Annotated in this window: 20 protein-coding genes and 1 pseudogene; 14 read left to right on the plus strand and 7 right to left on the minus strand. The window is 38.9% G+C overall.

Translation table 11 applies throughout. The annotated features are described in order from the left end of the window. The first annotated feature begins 119 nt into the window (after window positions 1-119). The 4 genes from L8106_RS24385 (at window position 120) to L8106_RS24400 (ending at window position 5,929) form a co-directional block, all read left to right on the plus strand. On the plus strand, window positions 120-953 hold the full coding sequence (locus L8106_RS24385; RefSeq protein ID WP_009787172.1) for an EAL domain-containing protein: 834 nt from the start codon (window positions 120-122) through the stop codon (window positions 951-953). Window positions 954-1,111: 158 nt separating this feature from the next. After that, window positions 1,112-1,960 carry a M48 family metallopeptidase gene (locus L8106_RS24390; protein ID WP_009787173.1) on the plus strand — a complete coding sequence of 283 codons (849 nt, stop codon included), beginning with the start codon at window positions 1,112-1,114 and terminating at the stop codon, window positions 1,958-1,960. A gap of 159 nt (window positions 1,961-2,119) precedes the next feature. Continuing rightward, window positions 2,120-3,253, plus strand: a complete 1,134-nt coding sequence (locus L8106_RS24395) for a response regulator (protein ID WP_009787174.1) — start codon at window positions 2,120-2,122, stop codon at window positions 3,251-3,253. 18 nt (window positions 3,254-3,271) lie between these two features. After that, window positions 3,272-5,929 carry a PAS domain S-box protein gene (locus L8106_RS24400; RefSeq protein ID WP_009787175.1) on the plus strand — a complete coding sequence of 886 codons (2,658 nt, stop codon included), beginning with the start codon at window positions 3,272-3,274 and terminating at the stop codon, window positions 5,927-5,929. Window positions 5,930-5,931: 2 nt separating this feature from the next. Here L8106_RS24400 and L8106_RS24405 read toward each other — a convergent pair whose 3' ends face one another. The 4 genes from L8106_RS24405 to L8106_RS24420 all read right to left on the minus strand — a co-directional run bounded on the left by L8106_RS24405 (window position 5,932) and on the right by L8106_RS24420 (window position 8,166). Further along, window positions 5,932-6,432 carry a GNAT family N-acetyltransferase gene (locus L8106_RS24405; protein WP_009787176.1) on the minus strand — a complete coding sequence of 167 codons (501 nt, stop codon included), beginning with the start codon at window positions 6,430-6,432 and terminating at the stop codon, window positions 5,932-5,934. Window positions 6,433-6,637: 205 nt separating this feature from the next. Further along, window positions 6,638-7,552 (minus strand): WD40 repeat domain-containing protein, encoded by a 915-nt coding sequence (locus L8106_RS24410; protein ID WP_009787177.1) that lies wholly within the window; start codon window positions 7,550-7,552, stop codon window positions 6,638-6,640. Then, complete coding sequence (locus L8106_RS24415; RefSeq protein WP_009787178.1) at window positions 7,552-7,845, minus strand: DUF3593 domain-containing protein; 294 nt, start codon at window positions 7,843-7,845, stop codon at window positions 7,552-7,554. Before L8106_RS24415 ends, L8106_RS24410 begins: the two co-directional genes overlap by 1 nt. Before the next feature lie 15 nt (window positions 7,846-7,860). Continuing rightward, complete coding sequence (locus tag L8106_RS24420; RefSeq protein WP_009787179.1) at window positions 7,861-8,166, minus strand: DUF2499 domain-containing protein; 306 nt, start codon at window positions 8,164-8,166, stop codon at window positions 7,861-7,863. Window positions 8,167-8,338: 172 nt separating this feature from the next. Here L8106_RS24420 and csaB point away from each other — a divergent pair, with 172 nt between their 5' ends. The 4 genes from csaB (at window position 8,339) to L8106_RS24440 (ending at window position 11,775) form a co-directional block, all read left to right on the plus strand. Further along, on the plus strand, window positions 8,339-9,388 hold the full coding sequence (gene csaB, locus L8106_RS24425) for a polysaccharide pyruvyl transferase CsaB (protein ID WP_009787180.1): 1,050 nt from the start codon (window positions 8,339-8,341) through the stop codon (window positions 9,386-9,388). Between the two features lie 22 nt (window positions 9,389-9,410). Continuing rightward, window positions 9,411-10,043 carry a tRNA (guanosine(46)-N7)-methyltransferase TrmB gene (trmB, locus tag L8106_RS24430; RefSeq protein WP_009787181.1) on the plus strand — a complete coding sequence of 211 codons (633 nt, stop codon included), beginning with the start codon at window positions 9,411-9,413 and terminating at the stop codon, window positions 10,041-10,043. Between the two features lies 1 nt (window position 10,044). Further along, window positions 10,045-10,605, plus strand: coding sequence for a hypothetical protein (locus tag L8106_RS24435; protein ID WP_009787182.1), 561 nt, complete (start codon window positions 10,045-10,047; stop codon window positions 10,603-10,605). A 174-nt stretch (window positions 10,606-10,779) separates the two neighbouring features. Then, complete coding sequence (locus tag L8106_RS24440) at window positions 10,780-11,775, plus strand: homogentisate phytyltransferase (RefSeq protein ID WP_009787183.1); 996 nt, start codon at window positions 10,780-10,782, stop codon at window positions 11,773-11,775. A 91-nt stretch (window positions 11,776-11,866) separates the two neighbouring features. Here the strand turns inward: L8106_RS24440 and L8106_RS24445 are convergent, their stop codons facing one another. The 3 genes from L8106_RS24445 to L8106_RS24455 form a co-directional block, all read right to left on the minus strand. Next, window positions 11,867-12,553, minus strand: coding sequence for a nucleoside triphosphate pyrophosphatase (locus L8106_RS24445; protein WP_009787184.1), 687 nt, complete (start codon window positions 12,551-12,553; stop codon window positions 11,867-11,869). 82 nt (window positions 12,554-12,635) lie between these two features. Then, window positions 12,636-13,178 carry a photosystem II reaction center PsbP gene (gene psbP, locus L8106_RS24450; protein ID WP_009787185.1) on the minus strand — a complete coding sequence of 181 codons (543 nt, stop codon included), beginning with the start codon at window positions 13,176-13,178 and terminating at the stop codon, window positions 12,636-12,638. Window positions 13,179-13,462: 284 nt separating this feature from the next. After that, entirely contained in the window at window positions 13,463-13,642 is a 180-nt protein-coding gene (locus tag L8106_RS24455; protein WP_009787186.1) for a hypothetical protein, read from the minus strand. 257 nt (window positions 13,643-13,899) lie between these two features. Between L8106_RS24455 and L8106_RS24460 the strand changes: the two genes are divergently transcribed. The 6 genes and pseudogenes from L8106_RS24460 (at window position 13,900) to L8106_RS24485 (ending at window position 20,702) form a co-directional block, all read left to right on the plus strand. Continuing rightward, a complete protein-coding gene (locus tag L8106_RS24460; protein ID WP_009787187.1) occupies window positions 13,900-16,983 on the plus strand; it encodes a GAF domain-containing hybrid sensor histidine kinase/response regulator in 3,084 nt (1,027 codons plus the stop codon). A gap of 28 nt (window positions 16,984-17,011) precedes the next feature. Continuing rightward, window positions 17,012-17,533, plus strand: a complete 522-nt coding sequence (locus tag L8106_RS24465) for a response regulator (protein ID WP_009787188.1) — start codon at window positions 17,012-17,014, stop codon at window positions 17,531-17,533. Window positions 17,534-17,662: 129 nt separating this feature from the next. Beyond that, a pseudogene (locus L8106_RS24470) lies at window positions 17,663-17,953 on the plus strand (adenylate/guanylate cyclase domain-containing protein); the annotation flags it as partial. A 211-nt stretch (window positions 17,954-18,164) separates the two neighbouring features. Next, window positions 18,165-18,599: a bacterioferritin gene (locus L8106_RS24475; RefSeq protein ID WP_009787190.1), complete on the plus strand. Its 435-nt coding sequence runs from the start codon at window positions 18,165-18,167 to the stop codon at window positions 18,597-18,599. Window positions 18,600-18,820: 221 nt separating this feature from the next. After that, entirely contained in the window at window positions 18,821-20,056 is a 1,236-nt protein-coding gene (locus L8106_RS24480; protein ID WP_009787191.1) for an LL-diaminopimelate aminotransferase, read from the plus strand. A gap of 82 nt (window positions 20,057-20,138) precedes the next feature. After that, window positions 20,139-20,702, plus strand: a complete 564-nt coding sequence (locus tag L8106_RS24485; RefSeq protein ID WP_009787192.1) for a Uma2 family endonuclease — start codon at window positions 20,139-20,141, stop codon at window positions 20,700-20,702. The last annotated feature ends 65 nt before the right edge of the window (window positions 20,703-20,767 follow it).

A 20,767-nucleotide genomic window follows, 5' to 3' on the forward strand; every position in this document is an offset into this window, starting at 1 on the left:
ATAAGCCTGATTTATTTTTTAAGAAAACTCTCATATAACGTTCATCGGTAGCTTACAGTCTAGGGTTAATCTGGAAATAGATCAAAGTTTATACTTTTTTATTTGCAGGAGTGTCAAGAATGGTTTCTATAACCTGGAAAAAACATCGGACTTTCTCCCGACCACAGACCCATCAAAATGTTGTTCATTTTTTAAGTGATTGGCAATGGGTTAAGCAAATTAAGCAAGCCTTATCTGAGAATCGTTTTTGTTTATATCTACAAGAAATTACTCCACTAACAACATTAGATTATCGTCGATTTTCTGAAGTTTTGCTTCGTTTGAGAACAGAGAATAATCAACTCATTTCACCTGCTCGTTTTCTGGGTGTTGCGGAACATTATAATCTTAGTTCACAAATTGAACGACGGGTAATTACGACTTTATTTGAACAGTTAGCCCAAGCTCCTACTCATATTTTAGAGAATCATCGCTTTTCAATCAACTTATCCCCTGCTTACTTAAGAGATGATCGCTTATTTGAGTATATTCATGCTCAAGTGAGTGAGTTTGAACTGTCTCCTGATCTGATCTGCTTTGAAATTTCCGAGCGTTTAGCACTGGAAAACTTAAGGCTAGCTTCTGATGTCATTACTGATTTACAAACTCGCGGTTATTGTTGTGCTTTAGACGATTGTGGCAGCAATATGTCCTCTTTTACTTATCTGAAATATCTTCCTGTTGATTATTTAAAGATTTCCGAACGCTTTGTCAAAAAGATGGGTCAAGATATTACAGATAAAGCAATTGTAGAACTGATTAACTATCTGGGTCAGAGCATGGGCTTACAGGTGATTGCTAAAGGGGTTGAAAACGAAGAAATTTTTAATGAAGTAAAAGCATTAGGTTTGGATTATGCTCAGGGTTATTACCTTTCTCAACCTAAAAAGATGAACTTAAGTCGATTGTTTTAAAAAGAATAATACAACAAATTTATGTTGTTTTTAAATCATAAAAAATATATAAAAATATCTAAATAACTTGTAATTTTTTGTGATTTTTTTCGACCTTGATAAAATAATTTGTCGATTTTCTTTTCCCGAAATACAAGTTTAATATCAAAGGATTGATCATGTCTAAACTCTTGTTATTCAAGTCTAAATGTTTTCCTCGTCGCTGGTTTTATCCTGTACTTTCTGTTTGTACTGCACTAACATTTTGGATTAGTTCACTTCCTGCTGTACAAGCAATTCCGATTGAGAAAATTATTTTTCATGGTGTAAGAATTCTTCAGCTTTCTACAATTTCTGATCGCCAGGAAGTTGCACTCGGCAAACAGATTAATGATCGCATGGTAGGTCGAGAATTTAAACTGTATCCGAGTCCAGCTTTAACTCAGTATATTGATTTAATTGGTCAGCGATTAGTTAAAGCGAGTGAACGTCCAGACATTCCCTATACTTTTCAAGTGGTTAATGATGATCAAGTGAATGCTTTTGCAACCATGGGCGGCTTTGTCTATGTTCATAAAGGGTTGATTTTAGCAGCAGATAATGAAGCCGAACTAGCCAGTGTTATTGCCCACGAAATTTCTCATATTGTCGGAGAACATTCTCTCAAACAAATGCGTCAAATTGCGATTGCTCAAGGAGTGGCTTCAGCCGCAGGATTAGATAATAATTTAGCTGTACAAATTGGGGTAGAGTTGGCATTAAGACGCCCGAAAAGTCGAGAGGCAGAGTATGAAGCAGATCGCTTAGGAATCATTACTTTAGGAAAGGCTGGATATGTTCAAAAAGCCGCTTTAGATTTTATGGAAAAATTACTCGGAAGTGGTTCTCCACCCACGATTTTAAGCACTCATCCGGCGACTTCAGATCGAATTTATACCCTGCAACAATACCTCGATCCTCGTTTAGCTGAAAGAGGAGTTGGGATGAATAGTGCGGCTTATCAGGAGGTTGTACAACGTCTGATGTAATTCCCCAAATCGTCAAGAATAAAGAAGATCTGAAAAGCTTCTTAACATAGAAAAATTAGCAAAAGAGGTCTTCTGTCCGCTACAATAAGTTAGATTCATAAATGACTCTGGGTCGTAAAATAGAGGGGTTTTGAGTCTAACCTGAATATCAAATATCTTATGAACAGCGATTTGGCGAGCGAACAGAAGGGAAATATTTTAATTGTTGACGATTTACCGGATAACTTACGTCTTTTGTCAGAGACATTAAGTGATCGCGGCTATGAAGTTCAGTGTGCGATTAATGGAAAACTTGCATTAATGGCTGTTCAAAATGCACCCCCTGATTTGATTTTACTCGATATTAAAATGCCAGGACTTGATGGCTATGAAGTTTGTGCTGAACTCAAGTCTCAAGTCAGTACATCAAATATTCCAGTGATTTTTTTGAGTGCTTTAGATGATGTTTTTGATAAGGTTAAAGCGTTTCGCGTGGGAGGAGTAGACTACATTACTAAACCCTTTCAAGTTGAAGAAGTGTTAGCGAGAGTCGAAAATCAACTCACGATTTGTCGGCTACAGAAACAACTACACGCCCAAAACTTAAAGCTCCATCAACTCAATCAAGACTTAGCTCATTCTAACCAAGAACTTGAACAATTTGCCTATATTGCTTCTCACGATTTACAACAACCGCTACAAACAATTACCGGGTTTGCTGAATTACTTCTATCTTTAAAATCAGAAATTATTTTAGAAGAAGAAGCCGACGAATATGTGACTCCGATTTTAGAAGAAGGAATTCGGATGCAGGGGTTGATAAAAAATTTATTAGAATATAGTCGAGTAGGAACAAAACGTCAAGAACTACAACCCATTGATTGTAATATAATTTTAGCAGAAACTTTAAAAAATCTTCATCATTCTATTGAAGAAAGTCAGGCAATTATTACTCATAAAACCTTACCGACAGTCAAAGCTGATAAAATTCAACTCGGACAATTATTACAAAACTTGATTAGTAATGGGATTAAATATTGTCGTCCGGGTATTATCCCTCAAGTCACGATTACAACCGAACAAAAACCCCAAGAATGGATCTTTATCATTCAAGATAATGGTATTGGTATAAAATCCGATTACTTTGAGCGAATTTTTCAAGTCTTTCAACGCTTACATACTGTTCAAGACTATCCAGGTACGGGTATCGGATTAGCGATTTGTAAGAAAATTGTTGAACGTCATGGCGGAAAAGTCTGGGTTGAATCCGAGTTTGGTGTCGGGACAACTTTTTACTTTACCCTGCCTATTTAAGTTTACTTAAAAGTAACTATGAACTCAGAAAACTTAACCATTCAAGCCCTCTCTGAAAAACTAAAACAAACAGAAACTGCTCTTTTAGAAAGTGAAAATCGCTTTCGAGATTTGTTTCATCTCGCCCCAATTGGCATGGCAGAAGTGTCGCTAGGTGGGCAGTTTTTAGAGGTCAATTCATCGTTTTGTGAGTTTATTGGGTACAGTAGAAAAGAACTCATGCAACGGGGATTTAATCAGATTACACACCCCCATGATCGAGATATGAGTATGAACTATTTTTCTCGATTAATTCAGGGAGAATTTAAGCAATATAACCTCGAAAAACGCTATCGCCACAAAGAAGGGCATTGGGTTTATGGAATTCTACACTGCTATCTGAGACTCGATACAGTCGGAAATCCATTTTCGGTAATTACACAAATTCAGGATATTAGTGAATACAAAAAAATTGAAGAAGATCTCAAACAGCAGAAAGAATATTTACGTTTAGTTTTAGATAATATTCCTCAACAAGTTTTTTGGAAAGATACTAATTTAGTCTTTAAAGGATGTAATAAAAAATGGGCTGAATATGCTCAGTTAGAAAGTGCAGAATCTGTGATTGGAAAAACAGACTATGATCTGTTTAAAAATTGGGAAGTTGCTGAATTTTATCGCCGTCAAGATCGCCGAGTTATGACCTCTAAAGAACCCGAGTTAAATGTTATCGCCCCAAAACAAAAACCGACTACCGATGGTAGACAAATTTGGCTAGATATCAGTCGGGTACCGATGCTAGATACTGATGGATATGTAATTGGAATTATTGGTGTTTTAGAAGATATTACAGAACAAAAAGAGATTGATGAAAAGCTACGACTGACTCAGTTTTCGATTGACAAATCAAGGGATTATGTGCTGTTTACTGATATCAATGCTCGTTTTTTTTATACCAATGAAGCGGCGACAAAAACCCTCGGATATTCTCGGGATGAATTTCTGCAAATGCAAGTGAAGGATATTGATCCGAATGCGTCTGAAAATCAATGGTCTATCTCTTGGGAAAATTTAAGACAACAGGGTTCATTCACCTTTGAATCTATTCATAAAATGAAGACAGGTGAACATATTAGCGTTGAAATTACTTTAAGTTATTTAGAATATAATAATAAAGAATATGGTTGTGCTGTGGTGCGAGACATTAGCGAACGCAAACACACTGAAATTGTCTTACAACAAGCAAAAGAAGCCGCAGAAGCCGCCAACCGTTCTAAAAGTGAATTTTTAGCCCGAATGAGTCACGAACTTCGTACACCGTTAAATGCAATTTTGGGTTTTACTCAACTGATGAATCGTGATTTGAAACGGAAACAATCAGTTTTACTTCAAGATCATCAAGAACATTTAGAAATTATTGGTCGAAGTGGCGAACATTTATTAAATCTGATTAATGATGTTTTGGAAATGTCTAAAATTGAAGCGGGTCAGATTTCGCTCAATTCTGCACATTTTGACTTGCTTAAACTGCTTCATTGTCTGCGAGATATGTTAGAGTTAAAAGCTCAATCAAAAGGATTAAAATTACTGTTTGAGATTGACTCCGATGTTCCTCAGTATATTCAAACTGATGAAAGTAAACTCCGTCAAGTTTTAATTAATTTATTGGGAAATGCGATTAAATTTACAGATGCAGGCTGTATTATTTTACGGACTAAAACCGTTAAAAATTCAAAAGCTAACAGGCTAATTTTTGAAGTGGAAGATACAGGATACGGTATTTCTCCAGAAGAACTTCAATATGTTTTTAAACCCTTTATTCAAACGGAAACCGGACGAAAATCTCAACAGGGTACGGGTTTGGGTTTATCCATTAGCCAAAAATTTATCAAGCTTATGGGAGGAAAAATTACGGTTAGTAGTCAATTGGGTCAGGGAACTTGCTTTAGATTTAATATTAATTTTAAACCCGCTAATACTTCTCACATCCCTTCAAAAACTGCGATTAAACAAGTAATTGGATTAGCCGAAAATAAACAGAATTATCGAATTTTAGTGGTTGATGACAACTGGACTAATCGACAACTGGTAGTGAAATTGTTGAAACCGCTCGGATTTGAAGTTCAGGAAGCAGAAAATGGTCAAGAAGCAATTTCAATCTGGGAAAAATGGCAACCCCATTTAATTTTTATGGATATGCGAATGCCTGTCATGGATGGGTATGAAGCGACTCAATACATTAAACAACATTTGCAAGGTCAAGCAACCGTTATTATTGCTTTAACGGCTAGTGTTTTTCAACAAGATAGAACGGTGATTTTATCCGCAGGTTGTGATGATTTTGTTCGCAAACCTTTCCGAGTTGAAGTGTTGTTTGAAAAAATCTCCAAACATTTAGGGGTAAAATTTTTGTATGAAGAAACTCCCGATGTTGATGAATCTGGAAATACTCAACTTCCTCAAAAAATGGAGATAACTGACCCCTCTCAACTCACCTCTGAAGTGTTAGCTATAATGCCTGAAACCTGGATACAAGCCTTGCATCAAGCCGCGACTAAACTCAATAGTAAGTTAATGACTGAAGTTATTGATCAAATTCCTGAAACTCATGCTTCTTTAGCCAAAATATTAACCCAATTAGTGAATGATTTTAGATATGATGTGATCATCGAATTGACTTCAAAAATCCAGAAATAATCTCAAATTCCATACAACAATGTTTTGATATGACGATTTTTTTCATTGTTAAATTCTCGAATAAATTTCAGGCCTATTTTCTCTGCAACACGGCGAGATGCAGGATGATTAGCGGGCATATTAATATGAAGATGATCTAATTTTAAAACCGTAAAAGCATAGTCTTTGAGTGCTGTCGCAATTTCGGTTGCATATCCGTTTCCCCAATAGGGATAATGAATAATATAACCCAAATCGTTAACCCATTCATTGGCAACTTTTGACTTTAAAATTCCTGCATCTCCGATGATTGTTTCTGTCTCTTTTAAGAGAACTAAATAACGACCAAATCCGTTGAGTTGATAACTCTCTAAAGTGCGTTTTATCCAAGCTTCGACTTGGGATTGATTAAACGGTTGTGGCCAATAACTCATGGTTTTGGGGTCGGATAAAATGCTGATAATGTTATCTAAATCATCCGGTTTATATTCTCTGAGAATAAGACGATGAGTTTGGAGTTGCATTATTTTTTATCTCTATTTTATCTCTATTTTTGAACTAAAATATCACCATTTTTTCCACCTGTAACTAAGGTTTGACTATCAGGAGTAAAGGCAACAGGAGGATAAGCTGCTAGAGTTTTTAATAATTGTCCTAAAGGATGGCGATTGACTGAAGCGTTCTTGAACGGTGATTAGAAGCAACAATCAACTGAGTTTTAACGATCACTTAATGATAATTCAGCAAATCATCTAAATTCCAGAGTTTAATGGTTTTATCCTCACTCCCACTAACTAATATTTTGGCATCGGGACTAAAGGTAACGGTATTCACAGCCCCTGAATGTCCAGAAAGCAAATTGAGTAAATCTCCGGTGTTTAAGTCCCGTAACTTAATCAAACTGTCGTAGCCCCCACTGGCGAGAATATGACCATTCGGACTAATTTTAACGGAATTCACTGCATAGGAATGACCGGAGAGGGTTCGCAATAGCTTCTGAGTGCGAATTTGCCAAATTCTAATCGTTTCGTCTTTTCCCCCACTAACGAGAGTTTCGCCATCTGGACTAACAGTTAAGGTCAACACTCCGCCTGTATGTCCTTCGAGGATGCCAATTAATTCTTCATTTTGTAATTTCCACAACCGAATGCTATTATCAGCACCATCACTCGCTAGGATATCCCCTCGCGGAGAGATACTAAAAGTCTTCACCGAACCCGCATGACCCGTTAGCGTCCCTTTCAGTTGTCCGGTTTCCACATCCCACAACCGCACCGTTTGACTATAACTACTGCTATGACTGATAATCGTTTTAGCATTGGGAACAATGGCAACGGGCATAAACCCGGAGTCGAGGCGAGAATAACCCGTGACTAAAGTTCGCAGCAGTTTTCCGTTTTTCAGACTCCAAATTTTGATGGTTCCATCTCCCCCGCCTGTCGCAAAAAATTCACCATCGGGACTGACGGCGACATTTTTGACTCCAAAGGGATGACCTCCTAAGGTGAGTAAACACTCTCCGGTTTTGAAGTTCCAGACTTTAATCTTACCGTCTTCAGAGGCACTAATCAGGATTTTTCCATCCGGACTGACTGCGACCGATTTTACACCGTCGGCGTGACCACTTAAGGTAAGATTCTCCATTATCGTGAGGACTGTTTGCTGATGACTGCCTGTCTGAACCCTAACACAACAAGAATATTTGATAGCGTCAGGAAAACCTCTGCACCCCCATGTAACCAATCAATATTTGCCAAACTGTCGTGATAGACCATCTTGGCATAGATGCCAGCCGGAATCGTGACTCCCACAAATACTAATGTGCCATAAAATCCAATTAATGCCAAACGGGGTGTCTGTCCTGAACGAGTCAGAAACCACAAAAAACCTAAATAGGGAAATAAAGAAAGGGCAAAGAGGGTGTCTTTTGATAACATTGTTCTCGCTTGATATTACTCTTTAACGGATCGAAAACTGCGCCAGATGTACCAAGCCGCAATACAGAGGGTAATATTCCCGAGTACCGTCATCGCCGCCTGAAGCGTGACCATCCACTCAAAGGAAGGGGGGTTATCAAAATAATGCCAGGTACAAGCACACATGGCGCTGACGAGGGCGGGTAACATTGCCACCGAAAGTCCCCACCACGCTTTATTCTGAGTCACTTCACCATACCTCCAAATAAACCAAATTGCGGCCATCCACTCGAGAACACTGGAAACGTGAATAATCCAGGTGGGAATTGAAAGTGCGTGCATAATATAATTTTAGCTAAGTTAATCGCCAATTTACTCTGCTATCAATGCTTCATTTATGGTAGTCTAACATCTAAATCTCAACTGCTGTTTTTTTTGTTTCATCCCGATCGGTTACGGGTTTGGTGTTGAGAATTAACTTCTGGTTTAAAATCTCACAGTCATAAATTTCAATATGAAAAGGGTCGTTTGTAGTGGGTATTATGGCAAAGGAAACGGTGGAGATGAAGCATTACTTGCATCCCTATTACAGATGTTACCCCCTTCTGTTGAACCCCTCGTACTTTCGGGAAACCCCAGCCAAACCCAAGAACGTTATCAGGTGGCTAGCTACGATCGCATGAATGCTTTGGAAGTGTTCAAGGTTTTGCGAGGGGCAGATGCTTTGATTTGGGGGGGTGGAAGTTTAATTCAGGATGTCACCAGTGCCATTAGCCCTTTTTATTATGGTGGATTAATGGGTTTGGCGCAACAAATGGGCTTGAAAACAATTGCTTGGGCGCAGGGAATCGGCCCTTTACGACGTTCGATTACCCGTAAATTAGCTCAACGTTGTTTTTCTGAATGTACCACGATTAGCGTTCGCGATCGCGCTTCGGCGCAGTTATTATCGGACTGGCAAATTCCGTTTACTATCGCCCCCGATCCGGTTTGGGCATTGGACTCTCAACCGGTTCCTGGTTTATGGGATTTACCTGCTCCTCGTGTGGCTTTAACGTTGCGTCCTCATCCCCAATTGACTCCTGAACGTTTAAGTCTTCTAACTGAGGCTTTAGTTTCGTTTCAAAAAGCAACCCAGGCTTTTATTTTACTCCTTCCCTTTCAACCTAGTCAAGATTTAGCGATCGCCCAACTTTTTCATCGCGCTCTTCCAAATCATAGTCAAATTTTGATCCTCGAAGATCCACGTCAACTCAAGGGTGTTTTTCGGGGTGTAGAAATGGTGATTGGGATGCGATTTCATAGTTTAATTATGGCAGCAACACAAGAATGTCGATGTTTTGCCCTCAGTTATGATCCCAAAGTCACGCAGTTAATGGAAGAATTAGAATTTCCGGGATGGGAACTCTCCCAACTCCCCTTAGATGCAAATGTGATCACAAAAACCTGGCTTGAATGTTATGCTAACGGCGATGCACTCTCAACCGCTAAAATAGAATTTTTAGTCGAGCGATCGCAAATTCATCAGGAAGTTTTGCATTCTGCTTTTTGGTCGTTTAACTGAAGTTGATCTGGAGGTATAACCATTGGGAAGAGTTCGAGTTCGTGAACACGTTAATCCCTTAGCTCAAAAATATCAAGTTCCAATTCATCCGCCCGACTGGACGAAAATTTATGCTAAAGTTCATCAGCCTTTACATCTGGATCTCGGTTGTGGTCGAGGGCGGTTACTTTGGAATTTAGCGCAAATCGAACCCTGTTGGAACTATCTCGGACTGGAAATTCGAGAACCGTTAGTTGATGAAGCGAATCAATGGCGAGATGAAGAAGGATTAACGAATTTACATTATTTATTTTGTAATGCTAATAATTCTTTAAAACCGATCCTCGAAACTTTACCTGCGGGGATTTTACAGCGAGTGAGTATTCAATTTCCTGATCCTTGGTTCAAAAGACGTCATCAACGCCGTCGTATTGTTCAACCGGAGTTGGTTGCAGAAATTGCCGATTATCTGACAATTAACGGTGAAGTCTTTATTCAGTCAGATGTTAAAGAAGTCGTTGAACAAATGTGCGATTTATTTTCTGAACATCCCGGGTTTCAACGTTTAGGAAAAGATTGGCTCTATGAAAATCCCCTTCCCCTTCCCTCTGAACGAGAACGTTCGACTATATCTCGGGGAGAACCTGTTTATCGTGTTTTATTTGAACGGCGTTAACATGAAAAAGTTTTCGACTTTAATGACTGTATTTTTGCTAACAGAAACTACCTTTTTTCTCGGATTATCGACGGCTTTAGCCTTAAATACTGTTGCTTTATCCTCACGTTTAGAGTCTCAAATTTCTCAAAATTTTGATTTATTCAACTCGGAAGGATTTGGAGAATTGAAAATTGGTTTAACCGCAGCCGAAGTCACGCAAACCCTCGGAGAAGTCGAAAGCAAAGGAGAACAACAATTTTGGGGGGCGGATGGTTTGTATCATCAAAACTGGAATTATCCCCAACAAGGAATTACCTTAAATATGGCAGCCGAAACCGAAGAAGGTTCTGCTATTGTTAGTTCTATTCGAGTTCAAGCCCCTTCTCAACTCAAAACTAGGCGAGGTGTTGGTATTGGAGATTCTTCAGCAAAAGTTAAACAAGCCTACGCCCCAGAAGAAGATGCAGCCGCCCCAATTTCTTCTGATTATTTCGTCGCTGGTTCGGTTTATGGAGGGTTGATTTTTGAGTTTCAAAATAATCAAGTCAAGGAAATGTTTTTAGGGGCAGTGGCGGAATAAAAGTCCACGAGAACATTGCTTTGAGGGGGAGACTCATCACCAAGACACAAAGCAAGCGAATCTCTGTATCTTAAGTATTTTTTATTCTTTATAATCCTCTGTAGAGTTTACTATACATCAAGTAAAACATAAGCTATAGTATCTAGGTTCAGTTCTTTAAATCATCACTCAATTATGGCCGAAAGTTCTAAGCAAACCTTGACTATTTCTAAAGTTAATCTAGTCCAAAAATACACGCCTTGGCTTTATTCCTTTTGGAAATTTTCCCGCCCTCATACAATTTTGGGGACAACTTTTAGTGTGTTGGGATTGACTCTTGTTGCCTGGAGTGATAAAATTAATGGAATATGGGATAATGGAGATTTTATACCCACTGTCCTCGTTAGTGTGATTTTCAGTTGGTTAGCTTGTGTGTGTGGCAATATTTATATTGTGGGACTCAACCAACTCGAAGACGTTGAAATAGATCGGATTAATAAGCCTCATTTACCCTTAGCATCCGGTGAATATTCGCCCTTTCAAGCCAAAGCAATCATCATCACCACCGGAATACTCGCGATTACTTTAGCCGCGTTACAAGGCAAGTTTCTCTTAGCAACAGTCGGAATTAGCCTTGCTATGGGAACTGCTTATTCCTTACCGCCAATTCGCCTCAAACGATTTCCGTTTTGGGCAGCGTTGTGCATTTTCACCGTGCGGGGTGTGATTGTCAACTTAGGGCTTTATTTGCATTTGAGTTGGGTTTTATCTGGAAGAATCACCGGAGAAATTCCCCGTTTAACTCCCCCCATTTTAACATTAACGCTGTTCATTTTAGTCTTCACCTTTGCGATCGCAATTTTCAAAGATATTCCCGATATCGAAGGCGATCGCCAATATAAAATTACCACTTTTACCATCCGTTTAGGAACGGTTGCCGTTTTTAATTTATCCCGTTGGGTGTTAACAGTCTGTTATCTCGGGATCATCCTCTCGCCACTCTTTTTACAAAATTGGGTGAATTCGATCTTTTTAGTCAGTAGTCATGTTGTTATATTAGCATTATTGTGGTGGCGAAGTACAAAAGTTGATCTCGAAAAAAAAGAAGCCATTGCTGATTTTTATCAGTTTATTTGGAAGTTGTTTTTCTTAGAATATTTCCTGTTTCCCCTCGCTTGTTTGTTAGGATAGTCAAAACTTGTTAAGATTTCAGTCAACCTAGAACGATAACATCTCCCCCAACCCCCAATTCTCAAAGGTAAGGGGAGAATTGTTAAGGTTATCAATCAAACTTCGGATCACCGTTAGAAGTATAGAATTTCTCTGGATTTTCAGCTTGCCAAAACTCAGTCACATCATGTTTTAATTCCTGCAACATTTTTCGCAGTAAAGGCAAACTCAACCCAATCACATTAGTATGACAACCTTCTATTTTCTCAATAAATACCCCTCCTTTTCCTTCGATCGCAAAACATCCCGCACAATTTAGGGGTTCTTCTGTGGCGACATAAGCCTCTATTTCAGCATCACTAACTAACGCAAAATAAACCGTTGTCACCTGAGAATAAACGAGAGTTTTTTGTTGTCCGACATCAATCAACGCATGACCTGTAAATAGTCTACCATAGTGCGATCGCATAACTTTCCAACGGGCAATCGCTTCTGTTTTATTTTCAGGTTTTCCGTAGATTTCCCCATCTACTTCTAAAACCGAATCACAGCCTAAAATCACAGCAGAGTTTGAATGAGGAATCGAATCTGATAATGTTGTTGTGAGTAGATTGGCTACCGCTTCCGCCTTACAACGGGCGAGAGTTTTGACAAGTTCAGCCGGATTATTTAACTGAATTTGTGACTCATCAAAACCACTCGGACAAACTCTCGCCGGAATGCCAAGATTTTGTAATAAACGACGACGGGCAGGGGAAGCAGAGGCTAAAATAAAAGTGATCTGATTTTCCGTTGCCATCTGCTGAAAACTTGTGATTCTAAATTGTATAAAGAGTTTAGACGTTCACAAGGAACGTCTGATCATTCACAAAACGTCTCCACTAATAGACATTAAAGGATCTTGCAACTTGTTCAAGTTGTTCATGGGTTTTTTCCCAACGTTTTTCAGGAGTTGAAATATTCAAAGTAAACAGTTGATCTCGACTCACTGTAACACTGGCAAAATCATGGCGTTTTTGATTCGGAAGTGTCACCGCATATTCCAACAAATAGTAAGTTTTTTCGCCTTTTTGACGAGATTCTGCATTGACTAATTCCGCTGACCGCCCTGATCCCGGAGGTGCGATCGCATTTTTACTGAGTTTGTATCCAACATCAGTCGGGGTACCAATTTCATCCAGGGTTTTGTTATCTGGAATGGGACTAATGACGACACTCACATTTTCAGTTTGTTCGATCATATCGTGAAAAACGACATCCGGCCCATCAGAAACGTTCACCTGAACCCAACCGTTGGGATACAGAAATTCGTAGCCATCTGTCGTATCGACAAAAGAATTCAACCCGGCGGCACCGATTGAAACACAACCACCGAGGGTAAGGCTGATAATGACAAAAAGTATAGCTGTAATTCGTTTAAACATTTGAGCATTTCCCAGTTTTGTCTCTAACCATTGTCTCACGAAGTCTGCTTAGGGTATAGAAAATTGGTAATTATTTGCGACAGATGATTAATAGAGTTCAGAGGGAGATGAGATTTAGGGGGAGATGATGGAGAGAAATTCCTACTCTTTTTTGTTCATTCTTTGACAAAGTTTAGCATTGTCAGATTCAATGGTTGGCAAAGAGTCCGAGTCCAACGGCGATGATCATCATTAAACTAACGATTCCTAATAATAACTGTTGTCGTCTTAAATTACGTCGTTGTTCATTTGGTACTCAGCCCGGTGTGAGTGCTTAACTGTTCTAAAGTATAGCCATGACCTGCATTTTCTCGTACAGACGATAGATGTTCTGCTGCTTGTAGACGTTGCCAACCTTTTGAACTGAGGATGACACCTCTTTTTCGCTTGGGTTCGGGTTCAGGAATATTTTCAGAAGGAAGCACAGGCAATATACAAATCAAAATTGTTTATAACATTCAATATCATCATTGAGATAAATTGTACAAATTTCTGTCTCTCCCATCGGTATAATCAAGACTCAATTCTTAAGTTTCCGACTTAAAGTTCTATCTGGGATGGTCATCAGTATTTTTCAATGCCAAGCTAGAATGAAGACTAGAAATAGAAGGGTGTGGATATCAAAACGTTTGAGCCGTTTGCCTTGATATGAGTTTAAAGAATCTTTAAGGAGAAGACAACAGTGTTACACGGGTTAGAAAATCTGTTATCTGCCCATTCTTACATACCACACGGCCATTGTTATCTTTGGCAGACTCCTCTTGTGGGATTGCATTTGGTCAGTGATGCCCTGATCGCCATTGCGTATTTTTCGATTCCGGCGATGTTGATCTACTTTGTTCGCAAACGGAGTGATCTGCCTTTTTCCAGCGTCTTTGTCTTATTCGGTGCTTTTATCATTCTTTGCGGTGTTGGGCATTTACTCGATATTTTGACGCTTTGGTATCCGTATTATTGGATATCGGGGCTAGAACGGGCTTTGACGGCGTTGGTTTCTGTATACACCGCTTTACAATTAGTTGAATTATTACCGAAATTTCTCGCTTTGCGATCGCCTGAACAACTCGAAGCAGTTAATCAACAGTTAGAACAGGAAATTGCCGAACGACAACGAATTGATGAAACTCTGCAAAGTATCTTATCGGGAACCGCTTCAGTGACTGGGGAAGATTTCTTTCCGGCTTTGGTGGAGAACCTTGCCACCGCATTAAATGTTCCCTATGTGTTTGTCTGTGAGAAAGTTAATGAACCGACACAGAGCTTGCGTAGCGTTGCATTTTGGTCTGGAGATCATCTAACCAGCAATTTTGAATGCAACAACGAGACACCCTGCAATATTGTCATCAAAACTCAACAATTTTGTTATTATCCAAAAGATTTGCAACGGTTTTTCCCCAATAATTCACTACTCAGACAACTCAACGCCGAAAGCTACATCGGTGTTCCTTTGTTGGATGCGAATCAAAAGGTAATTGGTAACCTATCTATTCTTGATGTCAACCCCCTAAAGACAGATAAACAAACCCGAGCCATTATGTCTGTTTTTGCAGCGCGTGCGGCGACTGAATTGCAACGCAAATGGGCCGAAGAAGAGAAACGTCGTGCTTATGAACAGTTAGAATTTCGAGTCGAGGAACGAACCGCAGAACTGGTAGCCGCAAATACAACTCTCGAAACCGAAATTAGAGAAAGAATTGTAGTAGAAGCAGCGATCCAATTAATGGTACAACGACAGAAGGCAACCACTCGTATTATTTCTAAAATGCGTCAAACTCTAGATTTAGAAACTATCTTTCAGGTGACGACAGCAGAGTTACTTCAGGCAATTGGCTGTGATCGGGTGTTAATTTATCGCTTTAATACTGACTGGAGTGGAAATATCGTTTCCGAGTCGGTTGCTCCGGGTTGGAAGATCTTATTTTCAGATCAAGCCAATACCCCTGAACTAACTCAGGTTACAGTCAATAAAGATGATTGTGCAGTGGCTAAATTTCAAAGTTCTGATGGACTCATTCAAGACACCTATCTACAAAACAATCAAGGCGGAATTGATCGTCTAAAAAACAATTATTCCTGGGTTCCTGATATTTATCAAGCCGGCTTTGACTCTTGTTATCTAGAATTTTTAGAACAATTACAAGCCCGAGCTTATACCATTACACCAATCTTTTGTGGTAAAAAACTTTGGGGATTGTTAGGGGTTTATCAAAATAGTCATCCCCGCGCTTGGCAAGAAGAAGAAGTAAAGATTATTACCCAAATTAGTAATCAGCTTGGGGTAGCAGTGCAACAAGCCGAACTGTTTGCTCACACTCAACACCAGGCTGAAGAACTCAAACAAGCAAAAGAAGCAGCGGATGCGGCTAATAAAGCCAAAAGTGAGTTTTTAGCCAATATGAGTCACGAACTGCGTACTCCTCTCAATGCTATTTTGGGCTTCACTCAACTGATGCAGCGAGATGTTTCTTTGAAAGCCGATCATCAACAATATATTAAGATTGTCAACAAAAGTGGTGAACATTTACTCGGGTTAATTAATGATGTATTAGAATTGTCTAAAATCGAAGCCGGACGCACCACCTTAAATGAAACAGAGTTTGATCTCTATCAGTTGCTGTGTTCTCTAGAAACCCTGTTGAAACTTAAAGCTCAAGCCAAAAATTTATCTCTAAGGTTTGAGATTGATTCTCAGGTTCCGCCATTTATTAAAAACGATGAAAATAAACTTCGTCAGGTTTTGATTAATCTTCTGGGTAATGCAATTAAGTTTACAAACAAAGGCAATGTTACCCTGCGAGTTATAAATCAAGAATTAGAACAGCTAAATACTCTGATTTTTGCTGTCGAAGATACAGGGCCAGGAATTCCCCCGGAAGAAGTTCAGGATTTATTTAAGGCGTTTAAACAAACAAAAACTGGGCGAGAATCCCAAGAGGGTACGGGTTTAGGGTTACGAATTTCACAGAATTTTGTGCAGATGATGGGTGGTAAAATCACCATTGAGAGTGAAGTCGGAAAAGGGAGTTGTTTTAGCTTTGCGCTTCCTATTTCTGTCGTTGAAGCGACCCCAACTGTTCCATCTCCTGATATTAGTCAGGTGTCAGGTTTAGCACCGGGACAACCCAATTATCGGATTTTGATTGTTGAAGATCATCCAGTCAATCGTCTTTTATTATTGACTTTATTAAGTGAAATTGGTTTTGAGGTCAAAGTCGCTGAACAGGGTCAAGAGGGAATTAAGATTTGGCAAGAGTGGCATCCAAATTTAATTTTTATGGATATGCAAATGCCTATTATGAATGGTTATGAAGCTACTCAAAAAATCAGAGAATTTGAGCGAGAGTTCACACCAGATCATCCTCATATCCCCATTATTGCAATTACCGCCAGTGCATTTACTGAACAGCGAGAGGAATGTTTAACTCTGGGTTGTGATGACTTTATCAGTAAGCCCTTTCAGCGAGAAGAACTGTTAGAAACCTTAAGCCTTTATCTAGGGGCTGAATATTGTTATCAGCAGACTGAAAAAGATCAGATCGAGTCTACCCAAAATCAATCTAATCACCCGTTAAAAAGAATAGATTTAGCGATGATGTCCTCAGAATGGATTGATCAATTTTACCAGGCTGCTGCTCAAGGTAGTGATGATATCTGTTTAAATCTGATTAAGCAAGTTCCCTCTGAACACTCGGTATTGATTCAAGAGTTAGCAGCCTTAGTGGAATCCTATCAATTTGACGAAATTATGTTATTAATTCATCCGTAAACTTGGAGAATGTATTTAAGGAAAACTCATGCAATATTCAACTCAACTAATTTCAGAAAAAGTAACGAATGATATGAAGATGTTTGATGACAACCTTTTAGTCGAAATGACTGTCGATATTTTGATTGTGGATGATGTACTTGAAAATATTCGTCTGTTGTCCAGTATTTTGGCAGATCATGGATACCCAACTCGAAAAGCAACAAATGGCGTGATGGCATTGAGAGCCATTGAAAGTATTGAACCGACTCTGATTTTACTTGATATTAGAATGCCAAATATGAGTGGTTATCAAATCTGTAAAACACTTAAATCTAATCCTAAAACTGCTCATATTCCGATTATTTTCTTGAGTGCAACCAATGAGATTGAAGACAAAGCAAAGGCTTTTAAAGTTGGGGGGGCAGATTATATTACCAAACCTTTTTATGTCGAGGAAGTCTTAGCTAGAATTCAACATCAGATCAAAATTATTACCGCTCAACAAACGATTCTTCAACTCAAACAGCAAATAGAACAACAGGTTAAAAACCACATTCAAGCTACTTGATAATTTTCTCATTCAAAATTGTTGAAAATGGCATTACATGATTCACTCACCGAACTTCCCAATCGAAACAAATAACTCAAGCCAACTTAGAAGCATCCGAAGCCGAACTTCGCGCCCTATTTAAAAAGAGAAATTACTCACTTTAATGCCAAATACAATGAAGAATTAAAACTTAGAATTGGTATTAACACGGGGTCAGTTGTGGCGGGTGTGATTGGGATGAAAAAGTTTATTTATGACCTTTGGGGAGATGCAGTTAATATTGCTTCTAGGATGGAATCATCAGGCTTACCCAACAAAATTCAAGTGACAGAAACAACCTACGAACGCTTAAAAAATAAATATTTATTTGAGAAACGTGGACAAATTCAAGTTAAAGGTTGGGGAGAAATGACGACTTATTGGTTGGAAAAAAGGTGAAAGTTCAGATATTCCATTAAGACTTTATTATATTTTGAGCAAACAATCTCAAAGCATGATAAACCATTTCCACAGGTAGAGTCTAGCAAATTTAGCCTCAACTGCTCGTATTTTCCGCTCGTATCATAGACCACTGCTTACGAGGGAAAATTCAGCCTATGATTGAAAAAATTTGCCATAACTTGCAGTACACCCACATTAAACAAGACTGATGAAAGAACTTGACACAGAAAAAACAATCAACCTGCTCAATACCATCATGGAATTTGAACTTGCAGGAGTTGTCCGCTACACACATTATTCTTTAATGGTAACGGGGCCAAATCGTTTGTCTATTGTACAATTTTTTCAAGCACAAGCTACAGAATCTCTACTTCATGCTCAACAAGCGGGAGAAATTCTCACGGGTTTAGAAGGACACCCCAGCCAAAAAATTGCTCCCATTGAGGAAACATTTCAGCATACAGTCAAAGATATTTTACAGGAAAGTCTCAGCCATGAAAAAAAAGCACTTTCACTCTATAAAGACTTGCTTGATGTGGTAGAAGATTCCAGTATTTATATCGAAGAATATGCTCGAACATTGATTGGTCAAGAAGAATTGCATAGCATAGAAATCAAAAAAATGTTACGAGACTTTGCCTAGTTTTTAGAGATTGATAGAGAAGGCGATCGCTAATTTGATGACTCATTTGATGACTCATTTTAAACAAAAATTGGCGATCGCTGAAACTAGAGGTAGCTTGGCATGGCACAATAGTACAAATCAGCACCCAACTGAACGCCCAGTTACAGAAAACGCGAGATTTTTGATGAATCGGTAACAGTTGGTTGTAAGCTATTTAACAGCATTTGTAAGAATTCAAAATGGCAACGATTAACGACAACTACCTCAAACTCAAAGCAGGCTACCTCTTTCCTGAAATCGCCCGACGGGTGAATACCTTTATCGAAGCAAATCCTGACGCCAAAATCATCAAACTTGGAATTGGTGATGTCACCGAACCTTTACCCGAAGCCTGTCGCACGGCGATGATCAAAGCGGTTGAAGAAATGGGCGATCGCAACACGTTCAAAGGTTATGGCCCGGAACAGGGTTATGGGTGGTTACGGGACAAAATTGCCCAAGAGGATTTTCAAGCGAGAGGATGTGAAGTCGATGGGTCAGAAATCTTTATTTCTGATGGTTCTAAATGCGATACAGGCAACATTCTTGATATTTTTGGCAAAAATAATATCATTGCTGTTACTGACCCCGTATATCCGGTTTATGTCGATACAAATGTTATGGCGGGTCATACAGGTTCGGTTAATGAACGAGGTGAATTTGACGGTTTAGTTTATCTCCCAATCACCGCAGAAAATAACTTTACGGCAGAAATTCCTAGTCAAAAAGTTGATTTAATTTACTTGTGTTTTCCCAATAACCCAACAGGCGCAACAGCGACTAAAGACTATCTAAAAACTTGGGTTGATTACGCCAAAGCCAACGGCGCAATTATTTTCTTTGATGCCGCTTATGAAGCATTTATCACGGATTCCAGTTTACCTCATTCTATCTATGAAATAGACGGGGCGCGAGATTGTGCAATTGAGTTTCGATCTTTTTCTAAAAATGCAGGATTTACCGGAACTCGTTGTGCTTTAACAGTGGTTCCCAAAAGCTTAAAGGCGAAGGCTTCTGATGGTTCAGATGTGGAGATTTGGAAGTTGTGGAACCGTCGTCAGTCTACGAAGTTTAATGGAGTTTCTTATGTGGTTCAACGAGGTGCAGAAGCGGTTTATAGCACTGATGGCAAAGCACAAGTCAGGGCTTTAATTGATTTCTACATGAAGAATGCCACGATTATTTGTGAACAATTAAAAGCAGCAGGTCTATCCGTTTATGGTGGTGTTAATGCGCCCTATGTTTGGGTAAAAACACCTCATGGTTTATCGAGTTGGGATTTCTTTGATAAGTTACTCCAAACTTGTAATGTTGTAGGAACGCCGGGTTCTGGATTTGGGGCTGCGGGCGAAGGATATTTCCGCATTTCTGCTTTTAATAGCCGAGAAAATGTCAATGAGGCGATGAAACGAATTACGGAGAAGTTTAAGGTTTAGTGTTAAGATAGGGTGGGCAATGCCCACCTCATTTTTGGACTGAAATTAAAACACTTTTTTCAAGATTAAATCAATAATAAAAATGGTACAAACACAGACAAAAAAAATAACGCTAGATGAATTTATCCAGTTAGAAGAAACTGAACCTGCAAGCGAGTATTTTGATGGGGAGATTATTCAAAAACCAATGCCACAAGGAAAACATAGCACTATTCAAACCGAATTATCAACTACAATTAATACTGTATTAAAACCCCAAAAAATTGCTCGGGCTTTTTCAGAGTTGCGATGTACGTTTAGTCAAAGATCAATAGTACCAGATATTTCTGTATTTATACAGAGTCGAATTGCTCGTGATGAAATAGGTGAAATAGCTAATATATTTCCATTGGCTCCAGATTGGATTATTGAAATCCTTTCACCCAATCAAAGTCAAACAAAAGTAACGAAAAAAATATTAAATTGTTTTAAATTTGAAACTCAAATGGGCTGGTTAATTGACCCAGAAGAAAAAACAATATTCGTTTATCTTCCCACACAAGCACCCGCAGTCTTTGATGAACCCGAACAACAACTTCCGGTTCCTGAGTTTGCACATGAACTACAACTCACGTTAGGTCAAGTCTTTGATTGGTTGTTAGAATAGAAGGTTATTTTCTCAATCCGTAGCGGGGTTTTCTTTAAAAGAGTAGCTTAATGTGACACAATAGA

Origin of the sequence: Lyngbya sp. PCC 8106 (assembly GCF_000169095.1) — a bacterium.
In the GTDB taxonomy this organism is placed as follows: domain Bacteria; phylum Cyanobacteriota; class Cyanobacteriia; order Cyanobacteriales; family Microcoleaceae; genus Capilliphycus.